This is a genomic window from Pseudoalteromonas sp. KJ63-1 (assembly GCF_055808145.1).
Genome location: NZ_CM147855.1, coordinates 2,535,065 through 2,548,026, shown reverse-complemented (window position 1 = coordinate 2,548,026; position 12,962 = coordinate 2,535,065). Strand labels below are relative to the sequence as shown.

General features: G+C 41.0%; 20 protein-coding genes. 14 read left to right on the top strand and 6 right to left on the bottom strand.

What is annotated here, in order from left to right; all coding sequences use genetic code 11:
• The first annotated feature begins 6 nt into the window (after positions 1–6).
• From AC0L7Q_RS12250 to AC0L7Q_RS12240, 3 genes are all read left to right on the top strand, one after another.
• Positions 7–462 carry a GNAT family N-acetyltransferase gene (locus AC0L7Q_RS12250; protein ID WP_413400680.1) on the top strand — a complete coding sequence of 152 codons (456 nt, stop codon included), beginning with the start codon at positions 7–9 and terminating at the stop codon, positions 460–462.
• A gap of 79 nt (positions 463–541) precedes the next feature.
• Complete coding sequence (locus tag AC0L7Q_RS12245) at positions 542–874, top strand: type II toxin-antitoxin system RelE/ParE family toxin (protein WP_413400679.1); 333 nt, start codon at positions 542–544, stop codon at positions 872–874.
• On the top strand, positions 861–1,175 hold the full coding sequence (locus AC0L7Q_RS12240; protein WP_413400677.1) for a helix-turn-helix domain-containing protein: 315 nt from the start codon (positions 861–863) through the stop codon (positions 1,173–1,175). The genes AC0L7Q_RS12245 and AC0L7Q_RS12240 overlap by 14 nt, the downstream gene beginning before the upstream one ends.
• An 82-nt stretch (positions 1,176–1,257) precedes the next feature.
• Here AC0L7Q_RS12240 and AC0L7Q_RS12235 read toward each other — a convergent pair whose 3' ends face one another.
• The 6 genes from AC0L7Q_RS12235 to AC0L7Q_RS12210 form a co-directional block, all read right to left on the bottom strand.
• Positions 1,258–1,806, bottom strand: coding sequence for a hypothetical protein (locus tag AC0L7Q_RS12235; protein WP_409423746.1), 549 nt, complete (start codon positions 1,804–1,806; stop codon positions 1,258–1,260).
• A gap of 67 nt (positions 1,807–1,873) precedes the next feature.
• Positions 1,874–2,395 (bottom strand): hypothetical protein, encoded by a 522-nt coding sequence (locus AC0L7Q_RS12230; RefSeq protein WP_409423745.1) that lies wholly within the window; start codon positions 2,393–2,395, stop codon positions 1,874–1,876.
• Positions 2,392–2,544 (bottom strand): hypothetical protein, encoded by a 153-nt coding sequence (locus AC0L7Q_RS12225; RefSeq protein ID WP_409423744.1) that lies wholly within the window; start codon positions 2,542–2,544, stop codon positions 2,392–2,394. Before AC0L7Q_RS12225 ends, AC0L7Q_RS12230 begins: the two co-directional genes overlap by 4 nt.
• 100 nt (positions 2,545–2,644) lie before the next feature.
• Positions 2,645–3,832: a vWA domain-containing protein gene (locus AC0L7Q_RS12220; protein WP_413400675.1), complete on the bottom strand. Its 1,188-nt coding sequence runs from the start codon at positions 3,830–3,832 to the stop codon at positions 2,645–2,647.
• A gap of 266 nt (positions 3,833–4,098) precedes the next feature.
• Entirely contained in the window at positions 4,099–4,947 is an 849-nt protein-coding gene (locus AC0L7Q_RS12215) for an AAA family ATPase (protein WP_413400674.1), read from the bottom strand.
• A 54-nt stretch (positions 4,948–5,001) separates the two neighbouring features.
• Complete coding sequence (locus AC0L7Q_RS12210) at positions 5,002–5,226, bottom strand: DUF1653 domain-containing protein (RefSeq protein ID WP_008110327.1); 225 nt, start codon at positions 5,224–5,226, stop codon at positions 5,002–5,004.
• Between the two features lie 61 nt (positions 5,227–5,287).
• Between AC0L7Q_RS12210 and AC0L7Q_RS12205 the strand changes: the two genes are divergently transcribed.
• The 11 genes from AC0L7Q_RS12205 to rpoS all read left to right on the top strand — a co-directional run bounded on the left by AC0L7Q_RS12205 (position 5,288) and on the right by rpoS (position 12,929).
• A complete protein-coding gene (locus tag AC0L7Q_RS12205) occupies positions 5,288–5,767 on the top strand; it encodes a DUF2947 domain-containing protein (protein ID WP_178956473.1) in 480 nt (159 codons plus the stop codon).
• 75 nt (positions 5,768–5,842) lie between these two features.
• Positions 5,843–6,475 carry a hypothetical protein gene (locus AC0L7Q_RS12200; RefSeq protein ID WP_178956472.1) on the top strand — a complete coding sequence of 211 codons (633 nt, stop codon included), beginning with the start codon at positions 5,843–5,845 and terminating at the stop codon, positions 6,473–6,475.
• Between the two features lie 34 nt (positions 6,476–6,509).
• Positions 6,510–6,797, top strand: a complete 288-nt coding sequence (gene ftsB / locus AC0L7Q_RS12195; protein WP_008110330.1) for a cell division protein FtsB — start codon at positions 6,510–6,512, stop codon at positions 6,795–6,797.
• On the top strand, positions 6,787–7,488 hold the full coding sequence (gene ispD / locus AC0L7Q_RS12190; RefSeq protein WP_413400673.1) for a 2-C-methyl-D-erythritol 4-phosphate cytidylyltransferase: 702 nt from the start codon (positions 6,787–6,789) through the stop codon (positions 7,486–7,488). Before ftsB ends, ispD begins: the two co-directional genes overlap by 11 nt.
• On the top strand, positions 7,485–7,967 hold the full coding sequence (gene ispF / locus AC0L7Q_RS12185; protein WP_008464226.1) for a 2-C-methyl-D-erythritol 2,4-cyclodiphosphate synthase: 483 nt from the start codon (positions 7,485–7,487) through the stop codon (positions 7,965–7,967). The genes ispD and ispF overlap by 4 nt, the downstream gene beginning before the upstream one ends.
• Entirely contained in the window at positions 7,964–9,013 is a 1,050-nt protein-coding gene (gene truD, locus AC0L7Q_RS12180) for a tRNA pseudouridine(13) synthase TruD (protein ID WP_413400672.1), read from the top strand. The genes ispF and truD overlap by 4 nt, the downstream gene beginning before the upstream one ends.
• Positions 8,994–9,758 (top strand): 5'/3'-nucleotidase SurE, encoded by a 765-nt coding sequence (surE, locus tag AC0L7Q_RS12175; protein WP_198523586.1) that lies wholly within the window; start codon positions 8,994–8,996, stop codon positions 9,756–9,758. The genes truD and surE overlap by 20 nt, the downstream gene beginning before the upstream one ends.
• Positions 9,748–10,386, top strand: coding sequence for a protein-L-isoaspartate(D-aspartate) O-methyltransferase (locus tag AC0L7Q_RS12170; protein ID WP_138609357.1), 639 nt, complete (start codon positions 9,748–9,750; stop codon positions 10,384–10,386). Before surE ends, AC0L7Q_RS12170 begins: the two co-directional genes overlap by 11 nt.
• 9 nt (positions 10,387–10,395) lie before the next feature.
• Positions 10,396–10,974: a YqaA family protein gene (locus AC0L7Q_RS12165; protein ID WP_418157308.1), complete on the top strand. Its 579-nt coding sequence runs from the start codon at positions 10,396–10,398 to the stop codon at positions 10,972–10,974.
• Between the two features lie 41 nt (positions 10,975–11,015).
• On the top strand, positions 11,016–11,840 hold the full coding sequence (locus AC0L7Q_RS12160) for a peptidoglycan DD-metalloendopeptidase family protein (protein ID WP_178956469.1): 825 nt from the start codon (positions 11,016–11,018) through the stop codon (positions 11,838–11,840).
• Positions 11,841–11,957: 117 nt separating this feature from the next.
• Positions 11,958–12,929 (top strand): RNA polymerase sigma factor RpoS, encoded by a 972-nt coding sequence (gene rpoS / locus AC0L7Q_RS12155; RefSeq protein WP_109874229.1) that lies wholly within the window; start codon positions 11,958–11,960, stop codon positions 12,927–12,929.
• Positions 12,930–12,962 lie beyond the last annotated feature (33 nt).

The following is a 12,962-nucleotide window of genomic DNA, read 5'->3' as shown; positions in this document are numbered from 1 at the left end:
CTGTAAATGGAAATAAGAACAGGCGAGCTTTCAAACCCACACGTTATAAAACTATTACAAACGCATCATAACGATATGCTAAATCACTCACCTGTTGAGAGCGTACATGCACTTGATGTGAGTAAACTCACTCAGCCCGAGATAACCTTTTATAGCTTATGGATTGATTGTAATTTAGCTGGTGTTGGTGCATTAAAAGCGCTCAATACAACTCATGGCGAAATTAAATCAATGCGTACATCAAGTAACTATTTACGCCAAGGCATAGCGGCTAAGCTACTTACGCATATTATTGAGCAGGCAACACTGCGAGGTTACAAAAAGCTAAGTTTAGAAACTGGAACAGCAGAGGCATTTTTGTCTGCACAAAAGCTCTACGCCCAATTTGGTTTTAAAGAGTGTGAACCGTTTGGAAATTATGAGCTAGATCCGTACAGCTTGTTTATGAGTAAAGCGCTTTAGCTAAAGCAAGAGATACCTGCCGCCACTCGTTTAAAATATTTAATTGGAATTTATACGCTATCTGCGTATACTTTGGCGTATGAAAAGCCTATTTGTTGAATCAAGCATATTCGAAAAGTACCGAGAGCTGTACTTGAGTGATGACGAGTATCGTTTATTTCAAGCAGATCTCATGGTTAACCCAAAACAGGGCGATGTGATTCAAGGAACAGGCGGCTTACGTAAAGTACGAGTTGCGAGTAAAGGAAAAGGTAAGCGTGGCGGTTCAAGAGTTATATATTATTACTTGGACGAAAAAAGACGTTTTTATCTACTCACTATTTACAGTAAAAACGAAGTAACCGATTTAACAGCAGATCAGAAAAAGCAATTAAAAGAATTCTTAGAGGTATGGCGTAATGAGCAAACGTGATTTATTTTCAGAATTAACTACAGCACTTGATGATGCCAAAGCGCATTCACAAGAAAAGCTTACGTTACGTACTCATACGGTAAATGATATTAACGATCTTGCTATCTCACCCGATGAAATAGTAAATATTCGAAAAACATTTAATATGTCGCGTGGTGTGTTTGCTAACATCCTACATACATCAGCAAGAACGCTTGAAAACTGGGAACAAGGGCGCAGCGCACCCAATGGTCAAGCTGTTACATTATTAAAGCTAGTGCAGCGTCACCCTGAAACTTTAAATCGTATAGCTGAGTTGTAGAGATTTAATAATTAATATGTATGTGTTACTTGTTTTTTATTGAATCACAACAAGAAGAGTAAGGGATTATTTAAACTTAGTTTCAGGGAGTGAGTGAAAAAACCTTATCTTGAACATCATCTTGAATTGATGAAAAGTTAACATGAAGTTCAATTGTACCAAGGTATTTTATTACTTCCGTGAAACTAGCTTCATTGTTCATCTTCATAGTGATTATATTTAATGATGAATTAGGCGAAATACCTAATTCCGCTCCTATTTCCAGCTCCATATCTCCAAATAAGAGTAGTTTCTGTTGGAGATCTTTATGAGATAATTCACCGGCATCTGATAGTATCTTATATTTCAGATTTATAGCTGATCCTGTACCGTAGTTCTTTAGTTGGAAGTTATAAACATACTTTTCATTGTCTACGCTAATAAACCTTTCAATTACAGGTTTTATAGCGTTTTGATATATCCTCTTATTGTGCTGTAATCCTTGAAAAGCATAATAAAATGTGATGATTGCAACTAAGGTTGCAATTAAGTCACTGAGTTTTATTTCAAAAGAAAAGGTTTGCCCTACAATTATACCTGCAATAAATACTAAGCTAATCCCTAATAGAATCGCTTTATCAGATTTGCACATTTCTATCCTTTATTATTCGTTAATAGCATCAAGTGGCAATGTAAAATGAAGGACGAATACGGAAAAGTTAGTCGTCACCATCAATGTCACTAAATGTATTTTTTCCTTCGTATTTTATAAAAAGTTTCGATTCCTCTAGTTTAGGTAAGTCCAAAATACCTTCATCATTTTCAGCTGCTCTTTTTGATAAAAGCTTATACTTTGGTGAAATAGTTTCGTAAAACGCTACGGTATTTTCCTCTATGCTTTTTATAAGCTCTACAGCTTCGTTGCCCCAGTTAACTAAAGATGAGCGAACTAATGCTGTATTTTTGTATTTTACTTGCTCTTTTTCTAAGTTTTCATACAGGCGACGTGCTTCTAAATAATCATGATACTTCGTTTTGCTTAATGACTTTATTTTCAAAAGTTCTTGCTGCAAAGACTCATCAGATAAGCCTTTTTCATAGGCGATTCTGTGAGCCTCATCAGCATCATTTTCTGAGTATCTCAGATCTTCATATAGTTCGAAAATTCGAACTTGAGATTTTCTAAGCTCGAAAGAGATACAATAAAAGGATGATATGTCTTTTAATAAACCAACACTCAAGTTGTATTTTTTTCTTCAATCCAAGAATTTCTTACTTTCCAAGCTATACAGGCTAAAGCGATAGTGCCTAACATTATTGCAAAGGTACTGATAGAGGTTATCCAGTTAGCTAGGCTATCCTGTTTAAGTTTGCTCAGTAGTATATCCATAATTGAATTCGTTGAAATACCTGCGATGAATCCAATAAGTATGAGAAGAGTAGAAGCAACCCATTCATTTAAGTAAATATTCCTTTTCATTTTATCCCTTTTAACTCAACTCTTTTATCGCGCTACTTATTCCATCTAAACTCAGCGGGAACATGCGGTTGTTCATTAGCTGCTTTATAAAATCAATTGATTGATAATACGGCCAATGCTCAACCGGTTGTGGATTGAGCCACGCGACTTTATCAAAGTGATTAGTGATTCGTGCCAACCAAGCGCTGCCGGGTTCTTCATTCCAATGCTCTACTGAGCCGCCAGGATAGGCAATTTCATACGGGCCCATAGTGGCATCACCAACAAATATAACTTTGTAGTCACTGGTGAACTTGTTGATCAGCGTCATGGTGTCAATAACGTTTGAGTGGCGGCGTTGGTTATCTTGCCAAACATGTTCGTATAAACAGTTATGAAAGTAGTAAAACTCTAAATGTTTAAACTCACTGTGGGCGGCGCTAAATAACTCTTCACAGGTATGAATGTAGTCATCCATTGAACCGCCAATATCAAACAACATCAATACTTTTACCGCGTTGTGGCGCTCGGGGGCCATTTTTACATCGAGCATGCCGCCTTGCTTGGCGGTCGCGCGAATAGTCTCGTTTAAATCAAGGGTGTCGCTTGCGCCAGTACGAGCAAATTTGCGTAGTTTTTTAAGTGCCAGCTTTATGGTACGAGAGCCTATTTCACGGTCAGAATCTAGGTTACGGTATTCGCGCTTATCCCACACTTTTACTGCTTGGCGATTACGGTTGCCGTCTTGACCAATACGCACACCCTCAGGGTTATAGCCGTATGCACCAAAAGGCGAGGTGCCGCCTGTACCTACCCACTTATTGCCGCCAGCATGGCGTTTTTGCTGTTCTTCTAAACGCTCTTTTAGGGTTTTCATTAGCTCGTCGAGCCCGCCCATGGCTTTTAGTTGGGCTTTTTCTTCATCGCTTAGGTGCTTTTCAAACTCTTTACGCAACCAATCTTCAGGTAAGTTGTGTTGCTGTTTTAAGCTCTCGAGTAGGTCTAAGTCGGCAATACCGCTAAAGTAATCGCTAAAGGCTTTATCGAACCGGTCAAAATGGGTTTCGTCTTTTACCATAATAGTGCGCGCTAAATGATAAAACGCGTCTACATCAGCAAATATAACGCCTTGTTTTAAAGCGTTAATTAAATCGAGTAGTTCGCGCAGGCTCACAGGCAAGCGGTATTTGCGTAATTTGAAGAAAAACTGTACTAACATATAAGGGCCTGTTTATCTTTCGAGGTTAAATTTGCAGCAGTGTGTTTGGTATTTAGGTAAGGCAGAGCCTATGTAGTGTGGTTATTCCCCATAAATAGGCGATAACACAGCATAAATACCAAACACGCGCTGCCTGAAGGTTCGTTCTAGGGACGATTAACTCTTTGTTGCTCGGCTTTTACTTAGCCCACTAGGTTACAAACCTCGCGCCACGATTAAATCGCCCCTAGTTAGAACAAATTTTAATCCTGAAAGGTCAACAGGCCCTAGCGACGGCTCATAAACGCAAGTTTTTCGATTAGGCTTATGTCTTGCTCGTTTTTAAGCAGCGCGCCAAACATCGGCATTAAACCGCCTTTTTGCGTTTTGTCGTGCAGCGTTTTTGCGTCTATATCTTCAGCCATTAATAGTTTTAACCAATCCAGTAACTCGCTGGTGGATGGCTTCTTTTTAAGTCCGTTGGCTTCGCGTAAGTTAAAAAATACTTCTAGCGCTTGGCGAACTAAATCTTGTTTAACATGCGGGTAGTGCACATCAATAATTTGCTGCATTTCGTCGCTATTTGGAAAATCAATATAATGGAAAAAACAGCGACGTAAAAACGCATCAGGCAGCTCTTTTTCATTGTTTGATGTGATGATCACAATAGGGCGCTCTTTAGCCACAATGCGCTCACCGGTTTCGTATACATGAAATTCCATTTTATCGAGTTCGAGTAGTAAATCGTTTGGAAACTCAATATCGGCTTTGTCTATTTCGTCAATAAGCAGTACTGGGCGTTTGCCGTTTAGTTCAGCGTACATGAAGGCTTGCCACAGTTTACCTTTAACTATGTAGTTACTAATATTGTGAACGCGCTCATCACCTAGCTGGCTGTCGCGCAAACGCGATACCGCATCGTACTCGTACAAACCTTGCTGCGCTTTAGTGGTTGATTTTATATGCCACTGAATAAGCTCAGTATCTAAACTTTTCGCTAACTCTTCGGCCAGCATGGTTTTACCTGTGCCAGGCTCGCCTTTAATTAAAAGCGGTTTTTGCAGCATAATAGCGGCGTTTACGGCCTGTTTTAATGCTGAGCTTGCGATGTAATTATCAGTAGAATTAAATTGCACGGGTTATCCTTTATCTGGTCTGAGCAGTAATTATTATGCGTTATAATGCCATAGTTAATCGGCTTCACCAAGGTAGGCAAAACGGGCGATAGTTTTACCGTCTTTTTCTACGGTTTCAGTAAACATACTTAGTGGGCGTGCCCATATGCCGTATTCACCGTATAAGGCTTGGTAAATAACCAACTGCTCGTTGGTTTCGCTGTGGGTCGCCACATGCATAACTTTATATTGTGGGCCTTTGTAGTGTTGATATAAACCCAGTTTTAGTGCTGTAGTCATAGTCTGTTATCTTGTATAATTTGCCTTCGCTTTTTATTATGCCAAAGAATACAGCAATACTATGAATTATATTTCTCTTGATGATTACAAAAAAGCCTGGGTATTTCGCCACAAAGATATTCCGGTTTCAGATATTGATGCAGCCAATATTAAACCAATGACCAGCGAGCGTGCCGCCGTACTGTGGACAACCATGGTGAGTCGTGAACATGATCATCCAGACTTTTTTGATAAAACCGATTGGTGCGCGCAAGAGCAAAACTTTAGCCAAGAAATTAATTGGGAAGATGCGTGGGAAAGCGAAGAACCCCAATTTCCAGAAGCTATTTTGAACCACTTAGATTGGCAGGCTAATACCACAGTGTATTTTTGCATGGCACGCGACAATATTATCGAAACGACATTTGATGTGTTTAAACGTAACTGGCAAAACTTTATGTTTTTATCTGATGGCAGCTTATTAATAGGTAAAAAGCGCAGTACTATGGTGCAATTTTTAGAATCAGGTATTGCAAAATTAGGTGAAAAGCCAAGCGCTTAAATTACTACAAGTGCTTAAAAACTGTGCATTACTGTGTTATAAAACAGTATTAAAATGTTTTTTTGAGTACAGCGATTGGTTGCTAAAAATAAGCAGTTTAACACAAGCCAGCAAGTTGAAATGTGGCAAACTGATGCAGAAAAAGTGCTTTACGCACAATTATGCAATGCTTTTTATCAGCGTGAAGTTCAGCGCTTAGTGGCTGAACCTAATGGTGACCGTTTACGCAGGCAATTAAAAAGTCTGCCTTATTATATTGAACGTGCCGCAACACGTGTAGCTAATGCACCATTGCCTTTTACGCTTGATGCGCAAAATGGAGGCTGGCTTGAAAAGCAAAAACCAACACCGCCAGAGGCTAATCCTTCAGCGAATGAACTTTTTTATCAAGCGCATGCCAAAGTAGGGCTAATAATTCCGGTATTATTACAAAGTCACGGTCAAATTCGGGTTAGAATAGACAGCATTGATCAAGTAGCTGATACGCAACTGCATTGTAATGAACTTGGCTGGTTTGATTTTTTAGGCCAAGGACTTGAGCAGCAAAGTGCGCAACTGCTTAAACCTAGTAAAACGAGCCTTGCAGCGGCGTGTTGTGGCCACCAGTGGCAGTTTTCAAAGCGTAGCACGCCACGGGTTTTGTCACTACGGGAAATGTTACTAGCTGCCAATATTAATTGGCGCAATGTTAAGCGGCCGCTAGCATAAGTAGATAATTAAAAATTAAAATAAGGAGTGTTTAATGCGATTTTTTCAATTTGGCTTGTTGTGCTTAGCACTTTTTATCCAGTATCGCCTTTGGTTTGGTCATAACGGGGTGCAAGACTACACCCGTTTAAAAAATGCGGTGGCATCGCATCAACAAACTAACGAAAAACTAATAAAGCGTAATAAAGTATTAAAAGCGGATATAGAAGATTTAAAGCTCGGCCACGAAGGCATTGAAGAGCGTGCCCGCAACGAATTAGGAATGATTAAACCGGACGAAACCTTTATTCGTGTTTTACCGGCTCAACACCATGACAAATAAACAAACTATTGCTGCTATTGTTCCTGCCGCAGGTGTTGGCAGTCGAATGCAACACACAACACCAAAGCAATATATTTCCTTAGCAGGGAAAACCATTCTAGAGCATACGCTCGCTAAGTTATCGCAGTTACCGCAGTTAAACTCTATAGTGGTGGCTCTGAGCGAAACCGACCCCTACTTTGACGACCTTACGCTAGCTGATCCTCGCATTGTGCGTGCTATTGGCGGTAAAGAGCGCGCAGATTCAGTGTTAAACAGTTTATTGTTTTTAGCTGCCAACCCACCTGCTTGGGTTTTGGTGCACGACGCTGCAAGACCTTTAGTCGATATTGCTGATATAGAGCGCTTAATCGCACAGTGCATGCAGGCTGATGAAGGCGGCATTTTAGCCAGCAAAGTAAAAGACACTATAAAACGAGGGCAAAGCCATGCGCAGCAAACTGTGCCTCGTGATGATTTATGGCAAGCGCTTACCCCGCAACTGTTTAAATACAACGAGCTTAAAACGGCATTGCAAAGTGCGCTTAACGGCGGCGTTACTATTACTGATGAAGCCAGTGCAATGGAGTGGGCAAATAAGCCGGTAAAGCTGGTAGCAGGGCGTAGTGATAATATTAAAATTACCACCCCAGAAGATTTAGATTTAGCAGGCTTTTTACTGCAAAAACAAAATAATGAGAGTGCAACATGATACGAATAGGCCATGGTTTTGACGTGCATAAATTTGGAGGCCAAGGGCCTTTAACTATCTGCGGCGAAAAAATTGATTATCCACAAGGCTTTTTAGCACACTCAGATGGTGATGTAGCTATTCATGCCTTATGTGACGCTATTTTAGGATCATTAGCGCTGGGCGATATTGGTAAGCATTTTCCGGATACGGCCAGTGAATATGAAAATATTGATAGCCGTATTTTACTTCGCCATGTAGTGAACCTTGCTAAGCAACAAGGTTATGTATTGGGCAATGCGGATGTCACTATTGTGGCACAAGCACCAAAAATGCTGCCGCACATTCAAGCGATGCGTGGCAACCTTGCCAGTGATTTAAATGCCGAGCTTTCACAGGTAAATGTAAAAGCTACTACTACCGAAAAGCTCGGTTTTGAGGGGCGTAAAGAAGGCATTTCAAGCCATGCCGTGGTCATTATGAGCAAACAAAACGCATGAGCGAATTAAATTATTTATATGGCGCGCCGCTTTCCAAAGCCGACTTTAAAACCACCGCAGAAGACTTTATGGTTGATGAGGATCTCGGTATAGAGTTTACCGGCAGTGGCGAACATGTGTGTTTGCAAGTGGTTAAAAAGGGTGAAAACACCCAATATGTTGCCAAGCTGATTGCACAAAAAGCGGGTGTATCGCCACGTGATGTAAGCTATGCCGGTATGAAAGACCGCCATGGAGTATGCTCGCAGTGGTTTAGCGTAAAAGTACCGATTAAAAAGCATATTGATTTTACTGAGCTGAACAGTGAAAGCTTATTTGTGGTATCGCAGCAGCGCCATGAGCGAAAATTGCGCACTGGTTGCCATAAAGGAAATAGATTTACTATTACCTTGCGCAATGTAACCGAGCCGCTTGATATTTTATGCCGTATAAACGCGGTACGCGCAGGTGTGCCTAACTATTTTGGTGAACAGCGCTTTGGTCGTGATGGACACAACCTAGTGATGGCCGAAAAAATGTTTGCCGGTGAGCGTATTCGCGATAAAAAGCTGCGGGGCATTATTATTTCTGCTGCGCGTTCACATGTGTTTAATCAAATTGTTAGTTTACGCGTGGCTGAGCATGGCCTTGCTAAAACCATGCATCGCGAAGTATTTATGCTCAGTGGCAGTAATGCATTTTTTGAAGATGCGATAAGTGATGAAAATATTGCACGGCTTGCCTCTGGCGATATTATGATGTCGGCGCCCATGGTGGGCAAAAGTGAAAAAGGCTTAACCGAACAAGAAAAAACATGGTTGGCACCGTATCAAGCATGGTGTGATGGCTTAGGGGATTTAGGGCTTAAAAACGAGCGTAGAATGCTGCGTTTAATACCCCAAGAGCTAAGCATAGAAACACTTGATGAACGCACATTAAAACTCAGCTTTGGTTTACCCAAAGGCTGTTTTGCAACGGCTTTACTGCGCGAACTGGTCGATTATACTGATGCCAGCCCTCGCGAGCGAAAAGAAAAGGATACCGCAGATGAAGATTCTATTAAGTAATGATGATGGTGTTAATGCCAAAGGTATTGCTGTTTTATATCAAGCATTAACACAAATTGCTGAGGTAACGCTGGTTGCTCCAGATAGAAATTGTAGTGGTGCTAGTAATTCACTAACGCTAATGAATCCGCTGCGTGCCACAACGCTCGACAACGGTTTTATGTCGGTAAACGGTACACCCACTGATTGTGTGCATTTAGGTGTTAATCAATTAGTGGATGAAAAACCCGATTTGGTTGTTGCTGGTATTAATCATGGCGGTAATTTAGGCGATGATACGCTTTACTCTGGTACAGTTGCTGCGGCGACTGAAGGCCGTCATTTAGGCTTACCAGCAATTGCGGTATCTTTGTGCTCTCATCATGGTGAGCATTTTGAAACAGCGGCAGCCGTTACTGTAAATATTATTAAAGGGCTTGCTTCACATCCGTTGCCCAAAGATCAGATCATTAATATTAATGTTCCCGATATTCCGCTCTCTGAGCTCAAAGGCGTTCAGGTAACTCGTTTAGGGGCTCGTCACAAAGCAGAAACCATGACTAAGCAAACCGATCCATGGGGACGCGATATTTTTTGGTATGGATCGCTAGGGCTTGAAAGCGACGCAGGTGAAGGCACTGACTTTTATGCGGTTAATAATGGCTATGCATCAGTGACCCCGTTAAGCGTTGATATGACTGCCAAAGACAGTGTTAAAGCCGTGGGAGAGTGGTTAGCCGAGTTGGAGATTAATCGTGCTGGCTAATTATACTCGCAGTGCACAAGCACTTTCAGACCTTTTACAGCGAGATGGCGTAGAAGATAAAGAGGTTTTAAAAGCGATTGCGCAAATTCCTCGGCATATTTTTATTGATGATGTACTCAAACACAAAGCGTATCAAAATACCGCGCTACCTATAGGACAAGGGCAAACTATTTCTCAGCCTTATATTGTTGCGCGCATGACCGAGCTAATGCGATTAGCCGGTGTGCAACATAAGGTGTTAGAAATAGGCACCGGATCGGGCTATCAAACTGCGGTTTTAGCTAAAACCTTTGATAAGGTATATTCGGTAGAGCGTATTAAAGCTTTGCAATGGCAAGCTAAACGCCGATTACACCAGCTCGATTTGTACAATGTCACCATGAAACATGGCGATGGTTGGCAAGGCTGGCAGTCACAAGCGCCATTTGATGGCATTATCGTGACTGCTGCGGCAACCACCATTCCCCCCGAGTTACTCGCACAACTTGCTGATGGAGGCGTATTACTCGCCCCTATTGGTGAGGAAGAACAAAAATTAACCATGGTTATTCGCCAAGGCGATAACTTTACAGAGCATGTAATTGCGCCAGTAAGATTTGTACCTTTAGTCCCTGGTGATATTGAATAGGAATTCATTTTGAAGTTGTTTACCAAGTTATACGATATGGCGTTAGTGTGGGCTAAACACCGCCATGCAGAACGTTATTTAGCAGGGATGAGTTTTGCCGAGTCGGTTTTCTTCCCAGTTCCACCTGATGTAATGTTAGCGCCTATGTCGCTAGCGCAACCAAGTAAGGCATGGCGATTTGCAAGCTTTGCCACGGTTGCTTCTGTGCTTGGCGGCGTACTGGGTTATTTACTTGGATTTTGGTTGTTTGAACCGGTTGTAGAGCCCTTTATTGCGCAAATGCAATGGCAAGATAAATTTAATACGGCGCTTGCATGGTTTAAAGATTATGGCGTTTGGGTGGTATTTATAGCGGGGTTTTCTCCTATTCCTTATAAGGTATTTACCATTGGCGCTGGCGTATTACAAATGGCGTTTTTACCCTTTATTATTGCCTCGGCTATTGGGCGTGGCGCGCGTTTCTTTTTAGTATCTGCTTTAATGAAGTGGGGTGGAGTTAAAATGGAACAAAAATTACGTCAATATATTGAAGTATTTGGCTGGGCAGTGGTTGCTTTAATCGCTGTTGCGTACGTATTATTGCGATAATCGCCATAATGCAACGATGTTAAAACAGAGGGCAAAACACATTGAATAAACAAATACGCTGTTATGTTGCTTTATTTATTAGTGTTTTGCTTTGTGCATGCTCGTCTCGCCATGTTCCTGCTCCTGTAAGTAGTTTAAATAATAATATTAATGACTATCCCTCACGGATTAATATTAACGGTGGCAAGTACACGGTACAAAAAGGCGATACACTTTATTCGATTGCTTTTAGTGCTGGAAAAGATTTCAGAGAACTTGCAAAAAATAATTCAATTCCATCACCTTACACTATTGTTCCTGGTCAGGTTGTATCCCTTTTAGAACCAAGTAGGTCAAGGGTTGCACAAAAAACTTACCAAAATAAGCCCGCTAAAAAGTCATCTAATTTACAAAAAAGTAACAGAAAATTAAAGAAAGAGCTTGATAAGCCGAAAAAACGTAGGTATGTTCAAAAACAAGCTAACCAAAAAATTAGTCAGTCTCAAGGTTCTTCAGCTAAAAAGTTGAGTTGGTTTTGGCCTGCTAAAGGTAAAATAACAAAACGCTTTTCTAACAAGGAAAATGGTTACAAAGGCCTACAGATTGCTAATAAAAAGGGTACTGCTGTACTCGCCGCTGCAAAAGGAACGGTAGTTTACGCGGGTAGTGCGCTAAGAGGTTACGGTAATTTAATCATATTGAAACATAATGATGATTACCTAAGTGCTTATGCACATAACTCAACGTTACTTGTGAAAGAAAAGCAAATAGTGAAGGCGGGACAAAAAATAGCAGAAATTGGTAATTCAGAGTCTTCAGTAACGGCACTTCGTTTTGAAATTCGTTATCGAGGAAAAGCTGTTAACCCTGCTAAGTACCTACCCTGAACTGAAGGTGTTGATTGACTGTTCTGGAGAAGGCTCATGGCTAATACAGCAAAAGCTTGTAAAACGACTACAGACCTAAATCATAAAGTTATTGATAGCTTGCTCAGGAGAAGTCTTATGGCTGATGTAGCAAAAGCTGAGAAAACCCCCACTGATGATAAGTTTGACGACTCTAAAATAGAGGAGACAACGAAGTTACTTGATGAAGTGGAAGATGAAGATGTATTTGTAAAAGAAGAAGTCACTAAAAACCTCGATGCCACCCAGTTATACTTAGGCGAGATTGGTTTTTCCCCTCTATTAAGTGCAGAAGAAGAAGTGTTTTTTGCACGAAAATCGCTTAAAGGCTGCGAAGCCTCCCGAAAACGTATGATTGAAAGTAACTTACGCTTAGTTGTAAAAATTGCGCGTAGGTACAACAATCGTGGACTTGCTCTACTTGATTTAATTGAAGAAGGTAACTTAGGGCTGATCCGAGCAGTTGAAAAGTTTGATCCTGAACGGGGTTTTCGATTTTCTACTTATGCCACATGGTGGATACGACAAACCATTGAACGGGCAATAATGAATCAAACCCGTACTATTCGTTTGCCTATTCATGTTGTTAAAGAGCTTAACGTTTATTTACGTACAGCACGTGAGCTAACTCAAAAGCTTGATCATGAGCCAACCGCAGAAGAAATTGCAGAAAGCTTAGACAGACCGGTCGAAGATGTAACAAAAATGCTTCGCCTAAACGAAAAAATAGCTTCTGTAGATATGCCTATTGGTGGCGAGAATGACAGTGCATTGTTAGATGTAATTGCCGACGAAAAAAATGTAGGCCCCGAAGGTGAAGTACAAAACAACGATATGAATACGCATATTATTGACTGGTTAGGTGAATTAAACCCTAAGCAACGCGAAGTACTTGCACGTCGGTTTGGTTTACTAGGCTATGAACCCTCAACCCTTGAAGATGTTGGCCGTGAAATTGGGTTGACCCGCGAGCGAGTTCGCCAAATACAGGTTGAGGCGCTACGTCGGTTAAAAGATATCTTGCAGCAAGAAGGATTAAGTACCGAAAGCTTGTTTGAGCAGTTTGCTTAATCTAAACACACAGTAAAATTAAATACAGCCCGA